Source organism: Pollutimonas nitritireducens (assembly GCF_002849615.1).
GTDB lineage: Bacteria > Pseudomonadota > Gammaproteobacteria > Burkholderiales > Burkholderiaceae_B > Pollutimonas > Pollutimonas nitritireducens.
Genome location: NZ_PDNV01000008.1, coordinates 63,537 through 83,761 on the forward strand (window position 1 = coordinate 63,537; position 20,225 = coordinate 83,761).

Here is a 20,225-nt window from a genome sequence, read left to right on the forward strand (position 1 = left end):
GTAAATATCGGGGAGAGTGCGTGCTGGTTTGATAAAGACCGGACACGTTTGCACATCATCATAAGAACCTGCAACGGCTCTGTGAAGCAATACTTTGGAACACGAGCCATCGCGATAGGAGATGGCAAGGTGGACGTGGCCGGCCCATGCTTTGCTATGGTTCGCCAGCGCGGCGCAAATGTTCGTGCAATAGGCGGGGCAACATGGGCCAGGCGTCCTGAAACTTGCGCACCAGCATCAGTTCCCGGCGCGCCCACGGTTCATCAAGAGACGCGGCGACGAGTCCTTCAGTCTGCAGGAATGGCTCGACGCTGCCGTGCGGCAATATGCCTATGCCCAGGCCCAGCGCGACCATCCGTCGCAAACCATCAAAGCTGGTGGCCTGGATGCGCAGACGCAGGGGCAGGTCCAATTCTTGCGCCGCGGTGACCATGGTGTTGCACAACGAAGAGCCCCGCGGCAAGCCCACATAGTCGTAGCCGAGCGTTTCGGCGAAACGCAGCGAGCCCTGCTTGCTTAAAGGATGATCGGGCGGCATCAGCACCATCAGCTCATCGGCACGGTAAAGACAGGCGTGCAGTCCATCCAGAGGACGCTGCGGCACCATAATGCCAAGATCGGCCGATCCGCCTGCGACCATCTTGTGGACGGCATCGCTGGTGTGTTCTTCGAGATCGATCTTGACTGTCGGATGGAGTTTCAAGAAGCTGGATAAGTCGTAGGGTAGAAACTGGACGATGGCCGACGTATTTGCCACCAGCCTCACCTGGCCCCTGACGCCGTTGGCATAGTTGCCCATTGCGCTGTCAAGGCCTGCCATTTCGGCCAAGATGCGCGTTGCGTACTGGTGCAATTCGCTGCCCGCCAGCGTAAGCTTCACGCCGCGTCGGTGGCGGTACAGGAGTGTAGTCGCCAGGCTTTTTTCAAGGTCAGAGATGCGTTTACTGACGGCCGATGCGACGGTATGCTCCTTGGCTGCAGCGCGGGCAATTGAACCTTCGCGGGCGACGGCAAGGAAAATCTTCAGGGTTTGAATGTCGTATTTCATGAGCTATGGATCGGAGCGTTCCGCCTGGCAGTCGCCGGGGTCAGTGGATGTCGGTGATCCGACTACCGAAGGAATACATGGTATCGGAGAGCTGCCGATCAGCATAGCCTCTATCCAGCGCAGGTTTAGTGATAATCACGACAGTCGGTTATTCGGGCTTTCGATAGTTGTATTGTTATCAATACATGTATATGATTACGTGCAACGTTGCCCATACATAATCGAGAGGAGATTGGGGATGCATAAACGATACGCAGGCGTCACATTGCTGGGCGCAATTCTGACTTTTTCCGCAGCCATTCCAGCACTGGCGGTCGCCGACCAGCCGCCGCTGAAACTTGTCGTCGGCGCCTCGCCCGGAGGCACGACTGACCGCGTGGCCCGTGGCATCGCTCAGGAAATGACGGGAATTCTAGGCCAGACTGTCATCGTGGAGAACAGGCCGGGCGCCGGCGGAAATATTGCCGCAGACGCTGTGGCCCGCGCACCCAAGGATGGCAACACGCTGCTGGTCAGCTTTACCAGCTTCACGGTTAACGCAAGCCTGTATAAAAAGCTGCCCTTCGACCCGGAAAAAGACTTCACGCCCATCAGCCTGTTGGCGGAGGTGCCCAGCGTACTCGTGGCCCGGAAGGACTTTCCTGCTTCCGATGTCGCAAGTCTGATCGCGATGGCCAAGAAAGAGCCGGGCAAGTATTCGTTTGGCATTGGTGGGGTGGGATCGTCCTTGCATATGGCTACGGCAAGCTTCGAAATGGACGCCGGCATAGAAGGCCTGTCGGTGCCCTACAAGGGCACTGCGCCTGCCCTGCAGGATTTGGTCGGCGGACAGGTCGACCTGATGTTTGCCAGTGCGGTGAATGTGATGCCGTTGGTCGGCAGTGATCGCGTCAAGTTTCTTGGCGTGACCAGCCCCGAGCCCATGAAACAATTTCCCTCCACGCCACCCATCGGCGATACGGTAGCCGGGTTCTCATCCAAGGCCTGGTTCGGCATGTTCGGGCCCGCCGGCATGTCCGCAGAGCGTGTAGCCCAACTTAACAAGGCAGTCAGGGAAGGCGCCAAACGGGAAGGTTTCGTCAAACTGATCCAGCCCGAAGGCGGCAAAGTTGTAACGAATACTCCCGAAGAGTTTGCGCAATTCGTTTCTGAAGACATCAAACGCTACGCCGAGGTCGTAAAATTCACCGGAGTTACAGCCGACTGACCAAAAACATGATCGACAATCCGACGCCTCGTTATTACAAGATTTATCGCCTGCTCAAGCACGCAATAGAAAGTGGGCAGTATGTCGAGCACAAAGCGATGCCGGGGGAAAACGCCCTGGCAGAGCAATACAAGGTTTCCCGCCTTACCGTGCGCCGGTCCCTGGAGCTGCTGCAGCGCGAGGGGCTGGTGGAACGGCGCCAGGGGTCTGGCACTTTTCCGGTCCCTGGCAATATGGCGGCTCAGCCCTTGCGGGCAGACATCAACAAGCTGGTGGCACACCTCGACAAGATGGGCACCGGCACCCAGGCACGCGTCCTCGGCTTTGGCTATGAAATGGCCAATGAAATGGCCAGGCATCAGCTTGAGCTGCCCGCCAACAGCAAGGTGCAGAAGGCGATTCGTGTCCGTTATCACAACAAGGTTCCATTCTCCTACTTGGTGACTTACGTCCCAGAGGATATTGGACGGCGCTATACCAAAGAAGACATGACGCGCGCACCTTTGCAGGCGCTTCTAAGGGGGCTGGGAATACGCCTGGGGTCCGCAGAACAGTCATTTACCGCCACCGCGGCTGATGCTCACCACGCCGAAGCGCTCAACGTAGCAATCTCGTCGCCATTGCTGTGCATCAAGCGCCTGAACCGCGACACGCAGGGCAGGCCCGTGGAATATCTGGTGGCTGTCTACACGCCTGAGCATTTTGAATACCGCATGGCGCTTTCCAACAAGCGCTCAAGAGGGGTAGACGGCTGGACGGTCGACGACAGCCGCTAAGCCCCCAAACAGTCGGATCACTCGTAGCGTTTCGCCTGCTCCAAAAGCGCGGGTGTACCGATCAGTTCATTGAGCTGGTCGAAATTAAGCATGGCGCCGGCCGAACCTGCTGTCGAGCCACTCTGTTGCAACAAGCCATAGTAGCTCTGTAGAGCATGCGACGCGGCACGGGCGGCGCCTCCGGGGAAAATGACAATGCTGAAGCCCAGCTCACCCAGCTCGCTGGCGGAGTGCACCGGCGTCATGCCGCCTTCCACCATATTGGCCAACAAAGGCGCCTTGCCCTTGAACCGCGCGCAGGCTTGGCGCATCTGCGTCTCTGTTCGCAACGCTTCGACGAACAGTACATCCACGCCGCACTCCAGATAGGCCTGCGCCCTGTCCATCGCTGCGTCCAGCCCTTCGACCGCCACGGCGTCCGTGCGTGCAAGAATCAGTGTGTCGTCGCTACGTCGGGCGTCCAGCGCGGCCTTCAGCTTGCCGCACATCTCGGCAATCGGCACGACGGACTTTCCCGACAAATGCCCGCAACGCTTGGGAAAGGTCTGATCTTCCAGCTGTATCATTGCCGCGCCGGCTTTCTCGAATCCCTTGACGGTGCGCATCACGTTCAGCGCATTGCCAAAGCCGGTGTCGCCATCGACAATAATGGGCAGGTCGACACGATCAGCGATACGCGACAAGGTCTGCTCGACCTCGGTGTAGGTTGTCAGGCCAACATCGGAGCGACCCAGCCGGGTGTAGGCAATGGACGCCCCGGATAGATATGCCGCCTGGAAGCCCGCCTGCTCGGCAATCAACGCTGACAAAGAGTCGTAGACGCCGGGCACCAGCAGGCACGACGAATTTTGCAAAAGAGGTTTCAAAGTTTTCATCAGTTTTTATGAGCTGTGTTTCGATGTGTTTAATTGGGAATCGAAATCGATGAGGAAGTCGCAAATTTGCGTTGCAGCTGAGCCAGCAGCCCGCCGGCAGCGGCCATGTCCACAAGAAACGACGGAATTTTCTGACAAGCGAGTATCTTCGAGGGTCGCCCGCCGCCATCGGCTTTGACATCATAAAGACGCAAGACCGATCCTTCGGTATCGATCTCGACCTCGCTGCCTTCAGGTATCTGTTCTGCCTCCGGACAAACAATGGCCAGAAGACCCAGGTTGAAGGCATTGCGAAAATACAGCCCGCTGAAGGACGGTGCAATCACTGCTCTTACGCCGAGCTGCACCAGCACGCCGACAGCTTGTTCACGCGACGAACCAATGCCAAAGCCCGCTCCTGCGACAATCACGTCGCCGGGGCGCAGGGCATCGGCCAGGCCCGGATAGCGGCTCTCCAGACAGTGGCCGGCCATATCGGCCAGGTCCATTTTCATATAAGCCCCGGGCGCCAGGGCGTCTGTATCAATGTTTTCGCCCACCCGCCAGATACGGTGTCTTTCCATTATTTGCGCTCCGCCAGGATGATCCGGGGGTCGGTTATGCGGCCTGTGATAGCTGAAGCGGCCACGGTGTAGGGCGATGCGAGATAAACACTTGTATCGGCCGAGCCCATGCGGCCTTTGAAATTGCGCGCCGTGCTTGAAATGACGTTGGACGCTCCGGCCAGCGCGTTTCCGTAGCCTGAGCACGCCCCGCAAGAGGTTGCGAACACCTGCGCACCTGAGTCGACCAGAATATCCATGATTCCTTCATTTTGCGCATCCTGCTGATCGCGCAGGGTGGCCGGTGCCACCATGAGGCGAACGCCTGAATCGATACGATGACCTTTCAGTACCAGCGCTGCGGCCCGGAGGTCGTCCAGCTTGGCACCGGTGCAGGCGCCAATATAAGCGACCTGGACGGCAACGTCAGTAAAATCGCCCACGGGATGCACATTTTCAGGACTGTGAGGTGCGGCGACCATGGGAGCCAGGCCAGCGGCATCGAACGTCCTTATTTCACACTCGGCCGTTTCGTCCGTCTTCCAGTAACTCAGGTCAACATCAGCCTCCACCCCCATGGTTTTCAAGTAATCCATGGTGACCCGATCGGGCGCAATCAAGCCCACTTGAGCCCCCAGTTCGGCACTCATGTTGGATAAGGTCATGCGTTCCTGCATGGACAAGGCGGTTACCGCCTCGCCCATATACTCGACGGCGCTGTAGTTGGCGCCGTTCGTGCCATAAAGGCCTGTCATGTGCAGCATCATATCCTTGGCAGTAACGCCCTCGGCCAATCGACCCGACCATTGCATTGCGATAGTCGGGGGCGTCCGGACCCAGATCTTTCCCGTAGCCACCACGCCGAGCATTTCGGTGCTGCCGATACCGAACATATACGCGCCGAATGCACCGCCCGTTGGCGAATGCGAGTCGCCGCCAACGCAAAACATGCCGGGGCGCAGGTGTCCCTTCTGAGGCAACACCACGTGGCAGATGCCTATCGAGTCGTACACATGGGGAAGTTGCTGCTCCTGCGCCCAGTCTCTGGTGATTTTAAGGATCTGGCGCGAATCATCATCTTCTTCGGGTACGTAGTGATCCATGACCAGGACAACCTTGGATTTGTCCCAGATGCGGGCGCCGATCTTCTCGAGCATGGGCTTGAGGCGCCTTGGACCGCTGGAATCATGAAACATGGCCAGATCCACGTCGCATGTGACGATTTCATCGACGGCGACCGAGTCGCGGTGACAGGCTCGGGCAATCAATTTCTGAGCTAGGGTCTGCGCAGCCATGGGAATCCTTCAGAAAAAAGAGGCATGGCTTTGATTGTAGAGATGTACTTATAACAATACAAGCTGGGATGATGGACGCAACTGCTCGACCTCGTATTTCAAACCCGATTTCACCCCATCGCGCAAACCCGGAATCCACAATTGCTCGCCGCGCTGTCGGGCGTGTTGCCGTTGCGCGCGCCTACGCGATAACGGTTGCAGTAAGAAACATGGCACAGGAATGACCCGCCACGCATGGAGCGGCGACCGGTATCATCCAGGAACGCAGGGTTGTCTATACCGGTGACCCGGTGGTAATGCGGCGTGAAGGCGTCGACGCACCATTCCCACACATTGCCCGCCACGTTGTACAAGCCGTAGCCATTCGGTTCGAATGACCGGGCGGGCATGGGGCCTGCGACCCAGCCGGCTGCCGGCTCGTTGGGGAAAGCACCTTGCCAGATGTTGCATCGAGGTTGGCCTTCGTGCAGCAGCTCGTCGCCCCATGGGTAGCGTTTGCCGTGCAGGCCGCCACGTGCGGCACATTCCCATTCCGCCTCGGTAGGCAGCCGTTGTCCGGACCAGGCACAGTAGGCTTGCGCGTCGAACCAGGAAATATGCACGGCGGGATGGCCGGGGCGCTCATGAATATGCGAACCGGGTCCTTCGGGACGCTGCCAGGACGCGCCTTCGACAACCCGCCACCATGGCAGGCCGCGAGGCCTTGGGAGCGCCACGGCGTCAGCCTGGGATAAAAGCTGGCCCTGAAAGACAAAGGAAGCGCCCAGCCGTTCAGCGTCGGTCATGTAGCGCGTGTCGCGTACAAAATCGGAAAACTGGCTGTTGGTGACGACGGTAGGGGCAATATGAAAGGAGTCCAGTGTGACAAGTCGTGGAGGACCTTCGCCATCATCCGGAAAACTGTCCGGATCGCAGGAACCCATCAGGAATTGCTGGCGGCGGACCCGTATCAGACCGTCGCTGGTGTTGCGCATCGTACCGCCCGCCTGACCAGCTTGCACACACTGCGATGTATCAGCGTTCGTGCTGGCAGGCAAGCGCCCGCCGTCGGTTCCAGCCGCATGGGCCGATTGCTGCCGCGGCATGCAGCATGGCTTGCGCGCGTCGCCGCCCATGGCCGTCAGTCGTCCTCTTTTTCCCAGAAGGCGGGTTCTGATGTTTGCTCTTTCATCATGGCCAATACTTTTTCTCTTGGAAGAACGCCGCAACGGGCCGCCCACGCCTCGTACTGCGCAGTCATCTCCCTGACTCGCACGGGATCTTGGCTGGCCAGATCGTTCAGTTCCGTACGATCTGCCTCCATGTCGTAGAGCTCCCATGGCTTGGGGTAGTTGCGAACCAGCTTCCACTTGCCGCTGCGAACGGCAGCATTGCCTTCATGCTCCCAGAACAAGGGCGCACGCTCCAGGCCATCCCGGTCGAACAGTGGGCGCAAGCTGCTTCCTTCAAGCGGCGCCACCCGAGTACCTTCCCACGATTGCGGATAAGGGGTGTCGGTGATGTCCAGCAAGGTCGCCATGATGTCGGGCAGGTAGCCTGGAGCGTGGCGTATTCCACCTTTCTCCTTGATGCCGTTGGGCCAGTGGCAGATCAACGGAGTCGATATGCCGCCCTCGTGAATCCAGTGCTTGTACAGGCGGAACGGCGCGTTTGAAAGGTTGGCCCATGCCACGCCGTAGCTTTGATATGTGTTTTCCGGTCCCGGCATGAGCCCGGGATTATTGCCGAAATGAACCTCTTCGCCGGCGCGCGTGCGGGCTTTGGCAATCATAAGCTTGTTGACGAGTTCGTCCACCGTGACGCCCTCCGGGATATCTTCTGCGCAGGCGCCGTTATCCGACAAGAAGATCACCAGGGTGTTGTCGAGTTGGCCGGTTTCTTCGAGCGCGGTGATGATGCGTCCTATTCCCTGGTCCATGCGATCGACCTGCGCCGCGTAGACTTCCATGCAACGCAGCAGCCAGGCCTTCTCTTGTGCTTCTGTCCAGGCGGGCTGGCTTGGGTCCCGGTCGGACAGCGCCCACTCAGGCTTGAGTAAGCCTTCACTGACCAGGCGCTTGAGTCTTTCGGCACGCAAGGCGTCCCAACCCTTGTCAAAACGGCCTTTGTACTTGGCGATGTCTTCGTCGTGCGCGTGCAGGGGCCAATGCGGGGCCGTGTACGCGACGTATTCGAAGAACGGCTGATCCGGGTGCTGGCCAGCATGCTCGCGAATATAGGTTGCGGCCTGATCACTGATGGCGTCGGTATAAAAGAAGTCCTTGTTGTCCCGGGCTTCGTGCTCGATGTTTTCATTGCCTCGCGTCAAGGTGTTGGGGTCGTAGAAGCTTCCGGCGCCAATAATGGTGCCGAAAAACTCATCGAACCCGCGCTGCAACGGCCAGGTGTCGGTAGGCTCCGTAAGGCTGCTGGCCACATGCCATTTGCCGCTCATGTAGGTTTTGTACTGACTGGCCTTTAGAGCCTGCGGAATGGTCACGCAGTTCTTGCCCAGGTTTCCGGCATAGCCTTCCGGGCCCATGTCGTAGGTCAGCACACCCACACCGGTCTGGTGAGGATGCAGGCCCGTTAGCAGCGATGCCCGCGAGGGGCTGCAACGCGCGGTGTTGTAGAACTGCGTGAACCGCAGTCCGTTCGCGGCCAGCCGATCCAGGTTGGGGGTCTGGATTTCGCCGCCGTAGCAACCTATGTCGGAATAACCCATGTCATCGTTCAGGATGAGCACGATATTGGGCTTGCGTATGTCGTTTTGGTTCATGGCGTGTTTTTCGATGTGATTCAGGGCTGGGGCTTGGTTCAGGCGGACGGCAGCCGCTCGCCGGTTTGCCGGTCGAATAGGTGTGCCGCGGTAGGAGCAAACGTCAGGAACACCTGCTGCCCTTCCTGCAGGTCGGCATGCTGGTCAAGACGCATCTTGATGTGCTGGCTTCCCACGGTAAGGATGGCAATGACGCTGTCGCCCAGATCTTCCACGAACTCCACGCGGGCTGGAATGCCCCTGGCAGGAGCGCCCTGATCGGGCGTGACCGGGTCACGCTGGACCGGATCCGCGATACGAAGATCGCCGGGCCGCACGCCCAGGGTGACGTCGCGCGTGCCCTGGACCTGGACCCCGCTTATGGGCAGGCTGGCGCCTTCGAGGCTGACCTGGCCATCGGCCAAGGTGGCCGGCATCAAGTTCATGGGCGGTGTACCGATGAAAGCCGCCACGACGGCGTTGGCCGGACGCAGGAATACTTCCTTGGGCGTGCCCACCTGCACGATACGCCCTTCCATGAACACGGCCAGTCTATCGGCCACGGTCATGGCTTCTTCCTGGTCGTGGGTGACGTATACGGTGGTGACGCCCAACGATCGTTGCAGGCGACGCAATTCAGCGCGCGTTTCCACCCTTAGCTTGGCATCCAGATTGGACAAGGGCTCATCAAGCAGAAACAGCCGAGGCTTGCGCACGATGGCGCGCGCCAGGGCGCAACGCTGCTGCTGGCCGCCGGACAACTGGCCGGGCCGGCGGGCCAAAAGATGTTCGATGCCCACTTTGGCGGCGGCCTCTTTCACACTGCTTTCGATGGTGGACGCGGGCGTCCTTATCATCTTGAGCGGGAAGGCAATGTTTTCGGCCACCGTCATGTGCGGATACAAGGCATAGCTCTGGAAAACCATGGCGACATCGCGCTCGCCCGGCTGCACATGGGTGACATCGACATCATCAAGCAATACCCTTCCGTCATTCACCGGCTCAAGGCCGGCCAGAATGCGCAAGGTCGTGGTCTTTCCCGAACCCGACGGCCCCAGGAATGCAAAGAATTCGCCTGGATTGATTTCCAAATCAATGCCATGCAGCGCGGTGAAGCTGCCATGGCGCTTGACGATGTTTTCCAGTTTTACTGATCCGGGCTGGCTCATCGACGACCCCCTCCTTTGACTGCGCCCACGGTAAGTCCTTTAACGATATGGCGTTGAGCGACGAGGCCCACGATAATGACGGGCGCCATGGCCAGCATGGCACCGGCCGCAAGCCGGGCCCACTGGGTCTGCTCGACCGAGATGAAATTGAACATGGCCACGGTGACGGGCCGAACGTTGTTGCCGGTAAGCACCACAGCAAACAAGAATTCGTTCCACGCATTCAGGAATACGAAGACCGTGGTTACGGCAATGCCGCCACGCACCTGCGGCAGGATCACATACCACAAGGTGCGAAAGCGTCCTGCCCTGTCGAGCAGCGCGGCCTCTTCCATTTCGAATGGGATATCCTCGAAATACGACACCATCAGCCAGATCGCGAAGGGCAACGAGAACGTCAGATAAATGGCAGTGATGCCGCTGTAGGTATCCAGCCCACCTATCTTCTGGAGCACCAGGTAGAACGGAATAATTAGTCCCACGGGCGGCAGCATCTGCGTGGCCAGCACATAGAAGCCGCTGCCTCGCTTGGCGGGATACCGAAGCCTGGCCATTGCGTAGGCGGCGGGAACCGCAAACAACATGGTCAGCACGGTGGTCGACACAGAAATGATCGTGGTGGACCACAGATTGGGCAAAATGGACGATGAACCGAAAATGACTTCGTAGTAATTGCTGAGCGTCGGCTCGAATACGATCAACGGCGGGTAGGCCAAGACATCGCGTTCCGTCTTGAAAGACGTAAGCAATCCCCACAGCACCGGAAATACCCACACAGACAGCAAACATGCCGCCAGCAGCCACAACAGCGCCTTCCTGATCGCCGCCCCAACGGTAATGGACATTAAGGTCATTCGGGCCTCCGCAGACGGAATATGATCCATGCAATGATGAGCGTCAGCACAAGCAGGACGACAGCCAGCGATGATCCGTAGCCGATGTTCAATTCCGAGAACGATGTGCGATACGCGTACAGATTCAGGATTTCGGTTGATGAACCGGGCCCGCCGCCGGTGGCCGCAAAGATGGCCGCGAAAGCCGAAAGCGCCGTCACCATTCGCAGGATCATCACCATCACCAGGGCCGGACGAATAAGTGGCAAGGTAATGTAATAAAAGCGTTGCCAGGCCCCGGCGCGATCAAGGCGTGCCGCCTCGTAGATGTCGGGAGGGAGCGTGGAAAGTGTGGCAAGCAACACCAGAAATGCGAAAGGCGTCCATTGCCACGTGTGAATGGCAATAACGGAAATCAACGCCAGTTGCGGATCGCCCAGCCAGTTGTAGCTACCCAGCCCCAGCCAGCGCGTCACCAGATCCACCAGTCCGACATCGGGTGCCAGCACCAGCGTGCGCCAGAACAGGCCAACCACCACGGGCGCCAACACAATAGGCAGAATCGCCGCCACGCGCAGCAGGCCCTGCCCTTTGGGAATCTGCAACACCAGCAGGGCCAGCGCGAGCCCTAGCGTCACCTGCAGGAATACGGTGGATGCCGTGTAAATCACGGTAAGCAGCAGCGAATTCCAGAACCGCGGATCCTGGCCCATGTGAATGTAGTTGTCCAGGCCGGTGAAGCCGGATAAATACGGCATGGCCAGATCCAGGCGCTGCAGGCTGCTCCACCCCAGATAGACCAAAGGAATGGTGGTGGCGCAAAGCAGCACGAGCAGCGCCGGCGCAAGCAAGACCAGCGCGAAGCGGCGCTCCTGGCTGGCCAGCGAGCGGCCGATGGCCTTTGCGCCGCCCTTCGCCTTGCCGGCGGACTCTGTGTCGGACACTGATGCAGAAACACTCATGAGCCGGTCATGCCTTCATGATCTGGTCAATACGGGCCTGAGCCTGATCCAGAGCATCCTTGGGACTGCGCTCGCCCACCAGTGCCGCCTGGATGGCCACGGCCATGGTGTCGCCGATGGCAGGCCACTGCGGAACGCGTGGACGCCACTCCACATCGGTATCATGTTCCAGCGACTCGAGTGCTGCGGGAATGAAATTTTCCCCGGCTCCCTTCATCGCTTCGGCAAACTCCGGCGCCTTCCATAAAGAAGTGCGATTCAGGCCGGAACGCGGTGTGGCGCTGTCCGACTTCCAGGACGTGCGCGCCTGCGTTTCAGCCGATGTGGCCCACGCAATGAACAACCACGTCGCTTTCTTGGCATCGTCCTTGAGCGCCGCATTGATGGGAAAACCCCAGTTCCAGATGGAGGTTACCCGCTTGCCGTCCGGCCCTTTGGGCCAGCGCGCATAGGCGACCTTGCCGACAACGCGGGACTTCTGCGGGTTGGTGATGACGGCAGCCGACGAATGCGCATCGATATAGCATGCCACCGTGCCCTGCGAAAATGCGTCAGCGATGTCGGGCCAGTTCCAGTTGCGCACGGCTGCCGGTGCGTACTTGGACAGTGCATTCACATACCATTCGAGCGCTTTAATGGCCTCGGGCGAATTGACCACGACCTTGTCGCCCTTGAACCACTTGCCGCCAAAACTACGAAAAATGGACGGGTAAATATACATATTCTGTCCGGCCCCGGCAAAGCCGCGCAAGGCCAGACCGTACTGCCTGTTGTCAGGGTCGTTCAAGGCTTCGGCATTGGACAGCAACTGTTCGAACGTGTCGGCCGGTTTAAGGCCTTTGGCGTCGTACAGATCTTTGCGATAGACCTGCACAGTCACTTCGCCGTCATACGGCACTCCGTAAGGCTTGCCGTCCACGGAATCCGCCTCGCGCCAGGCCTGCAGGATGTCGTTGTAGTCGTACCAGGCCGGGTCCGTAAGCGCAGGATTGTTCAAATAGGTATCCAGCGGATCGACCCATTTATTAGCCACGTACAACGGGTAGTACATGGGATCGGCGGCGTGGGTGGCATAGGTTCCGGTGCCCGACGACAGGTCCAGCATGGCCTTTTGCCGGATCTGCCCAGGCGGCACTTTTTCCATGCGCACTTTTATACCCGTCAGTTGCTCAAACTGAGGCACCAGCGAGATGAGGTTTTCGAAATAGCTGGCGGGAATGACGGCAACAGTGATCTGCTGGCCTTCCACCTGGCGCCAATTTATCTTGGCCGACTGGTAAGGACCAAGATCGCTGGCCCCCTGTGCATAGGCCCGCGCTAAAAAACCGGGCCCGGCCATGGCCAGTGCGCTGGCCGAGGCGGCTTGCTTGAGCACTCTGCGCCGGGAAGCCGAATCAACCTTGTCGCCGTTGTGGGTGTGGCTTGACGTTTTATTCATAATGTCTCCTGACGTTAATGCCGCCCCGGCGGCGTAGTTTTGTGCCTCTCTTCGGAGGCTGAGCTGTCGGTACGCTCAACGATCTGCGCCGGTTCCCGGGAGAATGGACTCGTTATCGAATTCTGGGAAGGCATGATGTAAACGTTTACATGGTGGTAATTTATCAGCTTGATCTAAGTTAAACAATGATCATTTCTAGGTAAATACCCCGATTACTATTGACACCTTTACCGCTTGTAATCGTTTTCAGTACATCGTTTTATACTGACCATAATGCTTAAGCCTACCAACCCCGAGCGAGCCGCTGCATCGCGATCTCGATCAAGCTCCAAAGACGTCGCGCAATTGGCGGGCGTGTCCACCGCCACCGTGTCCAGAGCCTTGAACAGCCCCGATGCGGTCGACCCCGAGACGCTGGCGCGCGTACGTGCGGCGGCCGCCAAGCTGCGCTACGTTCCGCACGGCGGCGCACGGTCTTTACGCAGTCAGCGCACGCGCATGATCGGCGCTGTCGTGCCCTCCGTCGAATATGCCCTGTATGCGCGCACTACCAGCGCCGTGCACCAGCGCGTAAGCGCGCGCGGCTATTCTCTTGTGCTTGCCGAGCACCATTACGATCTGGACGCCGAATTGCGGGTGACCGCGCAATTGGTTCAGCATGGCGTGGATGCCTTTGTATTTGTGGGCCTGGATCACCATCCCGCCCTGTTTTCCCTGCTGGATGATTACGGACGGCCCTACGTGCTGACCTGGGGCGTGGATCCTTTGCGGCGGCATCCCAGCGTCGGGTTCGATAATCATGCCGCGGCCTATCAGGTCACCCGCCATTTGGTTGAGCTGGGCCACCAGCACATCGGTTTGCTCAGCGCCCCCCTACAGGGCAACGACCGCGGCATGGCGCGTGGAGAAGGTATGCGGGCGGCGCTGGCCGATGCGGGGCTGGCGCTCGATCCGCGTCATGTGCAATATGCGCCGATCCACTTGGACACTGCAGGAGAAGGCATGATGAAGTTGATTTCGGCGCCCAATCGTCCGACGGCAGTGGTAGCCACCAATGACATCTTTGCGGTCGGCGGGATGGTCGCCTGTCGCAATGCGGGGCTACGCATCCCTCAAGACATCTCCATCACCGGCATCGATAATACCGATCTGGGCGCCACCCAGACGCCGGGCCTGACCAGTGTTCGCACCCCCATCATCGAAATCGGCCACGCCGCCGCCGAGCAACTCATGGCCAGGCTTGAAGGAAAGGACTATGAAGCATTCCAGTCCTTCCCGATTGAAGTGGTTTACCGAGGCAGCACGGCGGCGCCGAAAAAGGCCTGACCAGGCTCGCCAAGAAAGCGTCGCCGGCCGCGCTGCAATGATGGTGGCCCTGAAGTTCGGCCACGGTACTGTGGCGTCCACGCAGGACTACCGGTCGGCCGCCTGATCGGTCGGCGGCGAGCGCATCAAGGGCGGTTCTGCACCACGGGGGCCCGCCTGTTACTTGCCGAGGTCACCGACAGCACGACGACGGCCAGCGCGAGCGGAACGAACGAGACCCAAAGCACCATGTCCCAGCCGTAGGCTGCCAGCAATCCGCCGGACGCAAACGAGCCCACCGCCATCGTGCCGAAAACGATAAAGTCGTTGAACGATTGCACCCGCGTTTTCTCTTCGGGACGATGACACTCTAGCACCAGCGCGGAAGCGCCCACAAAACCGAAGTTCCAGCCAATGCCGAGCAGGATCAAGGTGAGCCAGAAGTGGGCGACATCCAGGCCAGTCAAGCCGGCGGCGGCAGACGCGCCGGTAAGTACAAGGCCCGCAATCACCACTCGCCCGGCGCCGAAGCGCGTGATGAGCCGACCCGTAAAGAAGCTGGGTGCGTACATGGCGATCACGTGCCACTGAAGGCCGAGATTGGAGTTTTCCTGCGAGTGGCCGGACATTTGCATCGCCAGCGGAGCAGCCGTCATGAGGAAATTCATCAGCATGTACGAGACCGCGCCACAAATCACCGCAGTGATAAAGAGTGGCTGGCGCACGATGACGCTTAGCGGCCTGCCTCCGGCGACTTCCGCCGCCGTGGGCCTCGGAAGCTTTACACCCAGGAGCACAAGGGCCGACACCGCCGCGACGGCCGCCTGGGCCATGAAGGTGACCGCAAACATATGTGCCGGCCACACATTCATGGTGTGGGTCACCAACTGCGGCCCGACAATACCCGCGACCACTCCTCCGCCCATCACGAAAGACAGGGCACGCGGCCGCATCGCGGGACTGACACCATCGGCGGCGGCAAAGCGGAACGAGAGCACGACGGAGGCGTAGGCCCCACCAAAAAAGGTGGCCAGGCAGAACAGCCAGAACGAGCCGATCATCACCGCAAGCGCCGCCAATACACCCACCAGAACACCGCAACCGGCGCCCGCGAGAAAAGCCATGCGACGGCCATACCGACGTGCGATGGCGCCAGCCGGCAAGATACAGGCAGCCATGCCAACCACAAAAATGGATATCGGCAAGGTCGCCAGCGTCTTGTCGGGCGCCAGCATGTTGCCGATGATAGCGCCGGTGGCGTAGACCACTACCGAGTTCGCTCCAGCCAGCGCCTGCGCCACTGTCAGGCGCATGATGTTGCCGCGCTGCACAGTTTCAGAAAATAAGGGGGATTCTGTTTGCCGGGCTGGGGACGCTGTGTTCGTCAAGATGTATCTCGTGTTAAAGGCGTTCCGACAGCGATGTCTACGCCGACCTTTTACTACTTTTAGATATAACTTAATAACCTGATGATTTAAGAATGTACACCCAAACCACCAGGCATAACAACTGGACACCTACGCTGCGTTATCCGGCGATATTCTCCGACAGGCCGTAAGCGTCGAAATTGAAATCGGTCGACGACCAGTTAAGCCGAAGGCGCCACTGCAGCGCCCTGGATGCCGTGGCGCTGCAATGCCTGCGCCACGAATCCGTTGGCTTTCATTTCTTCCACGAAAAGGCCGAGTTGCGCAGCGGCGGCGCTGCCCCGCCCCTTTGGTGTGCCCATTGCTTGTCGGATCTCCATGAAGCTGCCAGGCAGCATGCGTAGACCCTGGATGCGGCGCATGTCGGCTTCCAATTGCTGCTTTACCCCGGCCGCTACATCGGCATTCTCGGCCAGAAAACTATCGACCACTGCGGGAGACGTGGGTGCCCGCAGGATTCGCGCATGCTTGAGTTCCCGGCTCAGGTGCAAGTCGTATGCACTGCCCTTGCCGACCATGACGCGGATTCCCTCACGATCTACAGCGTCACGCTCGCGCAGTGGAGAAGCATCGCGGACCAGATAGGCACCTTCGATCAGTACATAGGCGTCAGTAAAGGAGATACCGGCGCCACGCAGAGGGTCGATGGCGAAAAAGCCGATATCCGCCTGCTCTTTCGTCACGGCATCAACCGATTTGCCCGCGCTGTCCCATACAACCAGTTCCAGTTCAACACCCAGCCGCTCGGCAAAGGCACGCGCAAGGTCGACTGAGACGCCTGCCGGCGCGCCGGTGGCCGGATCGCGTCCAGCAAGGATGGGGTTACCCAGGTTGATGGAGGCGCGCAGCCGTCCACAGGGGGTGAAAGCGTTGATGATTGCGGTGTCGATGGTCATGGGGATCCGTAGGTTCAGTTGATCATTGGCCTAGCTGCGCGGCGTAGCGTTGCAGCAGTGTAACTATGGCCGGGTCGACTGCGATTCCGTCGCGCTGCTGGCGAGCCATGTTTGCCAGCTCTATCTCGCCCGGCACAATGACAGGCCGATCAGCATCCGCAGCCGGGCTGGCATGCAGGATCGCGGCGAAATCGTTCATGCGTTCGGCAAGCCATGATGGTGATCCCAAGCGCGCGGTGTCGATCAGAATGAAGAAATGCCCTAAATTCTGTGGTTCATCAGGCGCATCCACCCAGGATTTCACATGGGTCAGGTACGCGGCGTTCGACAGCAATCCGGCCAACATATCCACCATAAGTGCCAGTCCGTAACCCTTGTGTCCCCCGATTGGCAGCAGGAAGCCTTCGAGCGCGAGGGCGGGATCGGTCGTGCTGCGGCCGTCGCGGTCAGTAGCCCAGTTGTCGGGGATGGACTCGCCACGTTTAAGTGCGTTGCGGATCTTGGCACGCGCCACAACGCTCATCGCCATGTCCAGCAAAAACGGTAGGCCATCTGGATTGGGCACGCCGAAGCCTAGAGGGCTGTTGCCCAGCCGTTCGTCGGTGCCCCCCCACGGAGCGATGGTGGTGGTGGCATTGCTGCCGATGATGCTGGCAAAACCGTGCTGCGCCGCGATCATTCCATAAGGCGACACGGGTCCGAAATGATTGCTTTGCCGGGCAAGGGCAACGCCCACTCCGCATTCCCTGGCAGCCTGCATGGCCGCACGCAGAGCATGCATGCCAACCAGCGGACCAACGCCATTGTCGCCGTCCACCAGGCGCAGGGCAGGCGCGGGGCTTTGCACAGTGATACGGGCCTGCGCCTTGATGCCGCCCACCCGCAGGCGTTCGCCATAGGATTCAATGCGACTGAGCCCGTGGGTGCTCAGGCCGAACAGGTCTGCCTGCACGAGGATGCGTGCTACGTCTACGGCGTCTTCGGCGGGCAGGCCCAGCCCAGCGAAGGCACGCGCGCCAAGGTCCAACAGTTCAGCTTCAGAAAAAAAGGGCTTGTCGTTCATAGTGGTGTCCATATGCAATAAAAACCTGTCGATACAAGTGATCGCCGTTTATCGAGTGCGTAGATTGGCACGACGTACGACTTCACCCCAACGCTCACCTTCGGTCTGAATAAAGTCGGCGAATTCGCGCGGTCCCAGGCCGACGGGTTCGCTGGAGTCGTGGGCCAGACGTTCACTGACCGCCTGCGACCGAAGTGCGAGCAGCGCATCCTTCTTCAACCGGTCAATAATCGGCGCAGGCGTACCGGCCGGAGCGAGCAGGCCAAACCATTGCGAGCTTTCAAAGCCCGGGTAACCTTGTTCCGCCACGGTGGGCACATCGTTGAGGACAGGCAGCCGCCGCGCCGATCCCACTGCAATGATGCGTACGTTGCCTGCCTGCGCATGCGGCAGCAGGCCCGGCGTGCCGGCCGAAGCGGCGTCGATATTACCTGCCAGCAAGTCGGTGGTTTGAGCGCCCGTGCCCCTGTAGGGCACATGCATTACGTCGATGCCGGTGGCCATCTTGAGCATTTCAAATGCCAAGTGGCCGGCGCTGCCATTTCCCGCCGAGCCATAGTTCAGGTCGCCAGGCTTGGATTTGGCCAGCGCCACGAACGAGGCTAAGTTAGTGCCGGGTACATTCTTGCCCACCGCGAAGATCATCGGCACCTTGGCGAGCAACGCAATGGGTGCGAAATCGCGCTGTGGGTCATAAGAAAGATTGGGAACCATGGCCGGGTTGACGGCCAGCGTGCCGACGTGGCCCAGTAGCAATGTATAGCCGTCAGGTTTAGCTCTTGCCACTTCCATGGTGGCGATGATGCCCTGTCCGCCGCCCTTATTCTCGACAATGACCTGCTGTCCCAGCGTGCGCGACATTTCCGCAGCCATCGCGCGCGCGATTACGTCCGAACTGCCGCCAGGGCCATAAGGCACCAGCAAGCGCACGGGCCGTTGGGGCGTCCACTCAGCTGCTGGCACCGTCGCCGGCCCCAACCCGAGCATCACGATGAATGCCATCGTCAAGCCCGTCAGAACGCGCCGCTTCAGAAATCGTTGGATCGCATGCATTTGTTGTCTCTCTCCGTTTTTTTGGTCATCCGCATGAAGCGGCCTATTGAAATGTGAATGATGCCCACGCTGGAATATGGAGTAAAGTGCAAATATTCGATGAATTATTGATTAAAACGCATGAAATTCGACCTAGCCGATTTGCGCGCATTCCTCACTGTTGCCGATCTGGGAAGCTTTCGTGCCTCCTCCGAGGCTTTGCACTTATCGCAGTCCGCCCTATCCCGTCGGGTGGCCAAACTGGAAAAAGCGTTGGGCGTCCAGCTATTTATGCGCACTACGCGGAAGGTGGAACTCACCACCATCGGTCGTGGGTTCGTGCCGCGCGCGCGCAATGTGCTGATTGAATTGGAAGATGCGCTGATCGGCATCCAGGATATAGCCGAGCGGATGTCCGGGCAGGTGACCATTGCCTGCGTACCATCAGCCGTCGCGCACTTTTTACCAACGGTCATCCGTGAATTTCACCGGCAGTATCCTCGCATCCGCATCCGCCTTATCGACGAGTCATCCTCGGTGGCGTTGACGGCCGTGGCTGGGGGCGACGCGGATTTCGGCTTGACCTATATCGGGACACAAGACGCCGACATTGAGTTCCAGCCGTTACTGGAAGAACCTTTCGTGGTGGCGCTGCCCACCGATCATCCGCTGGCGAAGCGGCGCGGACTGACTTGGCGCGACTTGGCGTCGTGCGAGTACATCAGTCTGGCCCAGGGCAGCGGCAACCGCTTCCTGATCGATCAGGCGTTGGCGCATAGCCCGGACCGGCCACGATGGTTTTGTGAGGTGCAGCATGTGCCAGCGCTGGTCAGCATGGTTGAAGCAGGGTTGGGAATCGGCGTGGTGCCGCAACTGGCCATGCCACCGCGCGGGCACACTGCCTTGGTCAGCGTGCCGTTGAGGGATCCTGTGGTCAGCCGCACAATTGGTTTGATCCATCGGCGTGGGCGAGCGCTCAGCCGCGTCGCCCAGTTGCTCTATGACATGGTGGTGAAGATGCGAGGTGCTGCGGATTAAAGCGGTGGCCCGCCTTTCCAACGACGCACGATACGTTGGAACACGAGCGCATTGGGTATCTGCAAGAGCGCGCCCCGATGCTCTTCCGTGCTGTCACGCAAGGTGACATACAGCAGACTGATATCGACAACTTCACCCCTGGCGCCCGGCTTCTCGGCTGTATCCAGGATCTCCACATGATCGCCCAGGCGAAACGGGCGCGTGGTAAAGATCAGGATGGCGCAGAAGATATTCGACAGTACGCTCCACGCGGCGAAAAAAGCCACGGCGGCTACCGCCGAAAAACCCGTAAAGGCCGTCCACAACACCGTTCCGGAAACGCCCAACCGGCCAAGCACCAACAATGCGGCGGCCGTCATGATGATCCAGCGCGCAATAGATGCGGTAGGCCTGATCAAATGAACCGGCAGGTCGTAGCGCTGACTCGCACGCTGCAAAATTCGCCACAGACCGCGTTGCAGAAGCCAGGCCACGAGCATGATGGTCAGCAACTGGAGGGTTAAAAAGATCAGACCCAGCCATTCGTGGGTCCAGGCGGGAAAATAAGGCGTCAAGGTGGCAAGCATGGAAAAGCTCCGGGGA

Annotated in this window: 19 protein-coding genes; 4 read left to right on the forward strand and 15 right to left on the reverse strand. The window is 59.5% G+C overall.

The features are described 5' to 3' along the window. Window positions 1–154 precede the first annotated feature (154 nt). Complete coding sequence (locus CR155_RS13195) at window positions 155–1,048, reverse strand: LysR family transcriptional regulator (RefSeq protein ID WP_102070506.1); 894 nt, start codon at window positions 1,046–1,048, stop codon at window positions 155–157. Between the two features lie 238 nt (window positions 1,049–1,286). On the opposite strand from CR155_RS13195, the gene CR155_RS13200 reads away from it, so the two are divergent. Then, a complete protein-coding gene (locus CR155_RS13200) occupies window positions 1,287–2,255 on the forward strand; it encodes a Bug family tripartite tricarboxylate transporter substrate binding protein (protein WP_102070507.1) in 969 nt (322 codons plus the stop codon). An 8-nt stretch (window positions 2,256–2,263) separates the two neighbouring features. Then, the gene (locus CR155_RS13205) at window positions 2,264–3,031 is read left to right on the forward strand and encodes a GntR family transcriptional regulator (RefSeq protein WP_102070508.1); all 768 of its coding nucleotides are present in this window, start codon (window positions 2,264–2,266) and stop codon (window positions 3,029–3,031) included. 17 nt (window positions 3,032–3,048) lie between these two features. Here CR155_RS13205 and CR155_RS13210 read toward each other — a convergent pair whose 3' ends face one another. The 9 genes from CR155_RS13210 to CR155_RS13250 form a co-directional block, all read right to left on the reverse strand. Continuing rightward, entirely contained in the window at window positions 3,049–3,906 is an 858-nt protein-coding gene (locus CR155_RS13210; RefSeq protein WP_102070509.1) for an isocitrate lyase/PEP mutase family protein, read from the reverse strand. Window positions 3,907–3,935: 29 nt separating this feature from the next. Beyond that, window positions 3,936–4,469 (reverse strand): LeuD/DmdB family oxidoreductase small subunit, encoded by a 534-nt coding sequence (locus CR155_RS13215; RefSeq protein WP_102070510.1) that lies wholly within the window; start codon window positions 4,467–4,469, stop codon window positions 3,936–3,938. Then, on the reverse strand, window positions 4,469–5,743 hold the full coding sequence (locus tag CR155_RS13220) for a 3-isopropylmalate dehydratase large subunit (RefSeq protein ID WP_102070511.1): 1,275 nt from the start codon (window positions 5,741–5,743) through the stop codon (window positions 4,469–4,471). The genes CR155_RS13215 and CR155_RS13220 overlap by 1 nt, the downstream gene beginning before the upstream one ends. Window positions 5,744–5,853: 110 nt before the next feature. Next, on the reverse strand, window positions 5,854–6,828 hold the full coding sequence (locus CR155_RS13225) for a formylglycine-generating enzyme family protein (protein WP_199171757.1): 975 nt from the start codon (window positions 6,826–6,828) through the stop codon (window positions 5,854–5,856). A gap of 35 nt (window positions 6,829–6,863) precedes the next feature. Continuing rightward, the gene (locus CR155_RS13230) at window positions 6,864–8,501 is read right to left on the reverse strand and encodes an arylsulfatase (protein ID WP_102070513.1); all 1,638 of its coding nucleotides are present in this window, start codon (window positions 8,499–8,501) and stop codon (window positions 6,864–6,866) included. 38 nt (window positions 8,502–8,539) lie between these two features. Next, a complete protein-coding gene (locus CR155_RS13235) occupies window positions 8,540–9,649 on the reverse strand; it encodes an ABC transporter ATP-binding protein (RefSeq protein ID WP_102070514.1) in 1,110 nt (369 codons plus the stop codon). Continuing rightward, window positions 9,646–10,503 (reverse strand): carbohydrate ABC transporter permease, encoded by an 858-nt coding sequence (locus tag CR155_RS13240; RefSeq protein WP_158238272.1) that lies wholly within the window; start codon window positions 10,501–10,503, stop codon window positions 9,646–9,648. Before CR155_RS13240 ends, CR155_RS13235 begins: the two co-directional genes overlap by 4 nt. After that, window positions 10,500–11,444, reverse strand: a complete 945-nt coding sequence (locus tag CR155_RS13245; RefSeq protein WP_102070516.1) for a carbohydrate ABC transporter permease — start codon at window positions 11,442–11,444, stop codon at window positions 10,500–10,502. The genes CR155_RS13240 and CR155_RS13245 overlap by 4 nt, the downstream gene beginning before the upstream one ends. Before the next feature lie 7 nt (window positions 11,445–11,451). Continuing rightward, on the reverse strand, window positions 11,452–12,882 hold the full coding sequence (locus CR155_RS13250) for an ABC transporter substrate-binding protein (RefSeq protein ID WP_102070517.1): 1,431 nt from the start codon (window positions 12,880–12,882) through the stop codon (window positions 11,452–11,454). Window positions 12,883–13,155: 273 nt separating this feature from the next. On the opposite strand from CR155_RS13250, the gene CR155_RS13255 reads away from it, so the two are divergent. Next, window positions 13,156–14,208, forward strand: coding sequence for a LacI family DNA-binding transcriptional regulator (locus tag CR155_RS13255; RefSeq protein ID WP_102070518.1), 1,053 nt, complete (start codon window positions 13,156–13,158; stop codon window positions 14,206–14,208). A 125-nt stretch (window positions 14,209–14,333) separates the two neighbouring features. On the opposite strand, the gene CR155_RS13260 is transcribed toward CR155_RS13255, so the two are convergent. The 4 genes from CR155_RS13260 to CR155_RS13275 form a co-directional block, all read right to left on the reverse strand. Then, a complete protein-coding gene (locus CR155_RS13260) occupies window positions 14,334–15,500 on the reverse strand; it encodes an MFS transporter (protein WP_102070705.1) in 1,167 nt (388 codons plus the stop codon). Window positions 15,501–15,775: 275 nt separating this feature from the next. After that, the gene (locus CR155_RS13265) at window positions 15,776–16,510 is read right to left on the reverse strand and encodes an ABC transporter substrate-binding protein (RefSeq protein WP_102070519.1); all 735 of its coding nucleotides are present in this window, start codon (window positions 16,508–16,510) and stop codon (window positions 15,776–15,778) included. 22 nt (window positions 16,511–16,532) lie between these two features. Continuing rightward, window positions 16,533–17,573: an Ldh family oxidoreductase gene (locus CR155_RS13270; protein ID WP_233214262.1), complete on the reverse strand. Its 1,041-nt coding sequence runs from the start codon at window positions 17,571–17,573 to the stop codon at window positions 16,533–16,535. A 48-nt stretch (window positions 17,574–17,621) separates the two neighbouring features. Further along, window positions 17,622–18,626 carry a Bug family tripartite tricarboxylate transporter substrate binding protein gene (locus CR155_RS13275; protein ID WP_102070521.1) on the reverse strand — a complete coding sequence of 335 codons (1,005 nt, stop codon included), beginning with the start codon at window positions 18,624–18,626 and terminating at the stop codon, window positions 17,622–17,624. Window positions 18,627–18,746: 120 nt separating this feature from the next. Between CR155_RS13275 and CR155_RS13280 the strand changes: the two genes are divergently transcribed. Then, window positions 18,747–19,643: a LysR family transcriptional regulator gene (locus CR155_RS13280; RefSeq protein WP_102070522.1), complete on the forward strand. Its 897-nt coding sequence runs from the start codon at window positions 18,747–18,749 to the stop codon at window positions 19,641–19,643. Here CR155_RS13280 and CR155_RS13285 read toward each other — a convergent pair. Next, window positions 19,640–20,209 (reverse strand): mechanosensitive ion channel family protein, encoded by a 570-nt coding sequence (locus CR155_RS13285; protein WP_102070523.1) that lies wholly within the window; start codon window positions 20,207–20,209, stop codon window positions 19,640–19,642. The genes CR155_RS13280 and CR155_RS13285 overlap by 4 nt on opposite strands. Window positions 20,210–20,225: the final 16 nt, after the last annotated feature.

Excerpts from the sequence above, each read along its gene's own strand:
- CR155_RS13220 (WP_102070511.1), bottom strand. The coding sequence starts at position 5,743 with ATGGCTGCGCAGACCCTAGCTCAGAAATTGATTGCCCGAGCCTGTCAC.
- CR155_RS13250 (WP_102070517.1), bottom strand. The coding sequence starts at position 12,882 with ATGAATAAAACGTCAAGCCACACCCACAACGGCGACAAGGTTGATTCG.
- CR155_RS13265 (WP_102070519.1), bottom strand. The coding sequence starts at position 16,510 with ATGACCATCGACACCGCAATCATCAACGCTTTCACCCCCTGTGGACGG.
- CR155_RS13205 (WP_102070508.1), top strand. The coding sequence starts at position 2,264 with ATGATCGACAATCCGACGCCTCGTTATTACAAGATTTATCGCCTGCTC.
- CR155_RS13215 (WP_102070510.1), bottom strand. The coding sequence starts at position 4,469 with ATGGAAAGACACCGTATCTGGCGGGTGGGCGAAAACATTGATACAGAC.
- CR155_RS13285 (WP_102070523.1), bottom strand. The coding sequence starts at position 20,209 with ATGCTTGCCACCTTGACGCCTTATTTTCCCGCCTGGACCCACGAATGG.
- CR155_RS13270 (WP_233214262.1), bottom strand. The coding sequence starts at position 17,573 with ATGAACGACAAGCCCTTTTTTTCTGAAGCTGAACTGTTGGACCTTGGC.
- CR155_RS13275 (WP_102070521.1), bottom strand. The coding sequence starts at position 18,626 with ATGCATGCGATCCAACGATTTCTGAAGCGGCGCGTTCTGACGGGCTTG.
- CR155_RS13210 (WP_102070509.1), bottom strand. The coding sequence starts at position 3,906 with ATGAAAACTTTGAAACCTCTTTTGCAAAATTCGTCGTGCCTGCTGGTG.
- CR155_RS13260 (WP_102070705.1), bottom strand. The coding sequence starts at position 15,500 with ATGCGCCTGACAGTGGCGCAGGCGCTGGCTGGAGCGAACTCGGTAGTG.
- CR155_RS13200 (WP_102070507.1), top strand. The coding sequence starts at position 1,287 with ATGCATAAACGATACGCAGGCGTCACATTGCTGGGCGCAATTCTGACT.
- CR155_RS13280 (WP_102070522.1), top strand. The coding sequence starts at position 18,747 with ATGAAATTCGACCTAGCCGATTTGCGCGCATTCCTCACTGTTGCCGAT.
- CR155_RS13225 (WP_199171757.1), bottom strand. The coding sequence starts at position 6,828 with ATGCCGCGGCAGCAATCGGCCCATGCGGCTGGAACCGACGGCGGGCGC.
- CR155_RS13230 (WP_102070513.1), bottom strand. The coding sequence starts at position 8,501 with ATGAACCAAAACGACATACGCAAGCCCAATATCGTGCTCATCCTGAAC.
- CR155_RS13235 (WP_102070514.1), bottom strand. The coding sequence starts at position 9,649 with ATGAGCCAGCCCGGATCAGTAAAACTGGAAAACATCGTCAAGCGCCAT.
- CR155_RS13245 (WP_102070516.1), bottom strand. The coding sequence starts at position 11,444 with ATGAGTGTTTCTGCATCAGTGTCCGACACAGAGTCCGCCGGCAAGGCG.
- CR155_RS13195 (WP_102070506.1), bottom strand. The coding sequence starts at position 1,048 with ATGAAATACGACATTCAAACCCTGAAGATTTTCCTTGCCGTCGCCCGC.
- CR155_RS13240 (WP_158238272.1), bottom strand. The coding sequence starts at position 10,503 with ATGACCTTAATGTCCATTACCGTTGGGGCGGCGATCAGGAAGGCGCTG.
- CR155_RS13255 (WP_102070518.1), top strand. The coding sequence starts at position 13,156 with ATGCTTAAGCCTACCAACCCCGAGCGAGCCGCTGCATCGCGATCTCGA.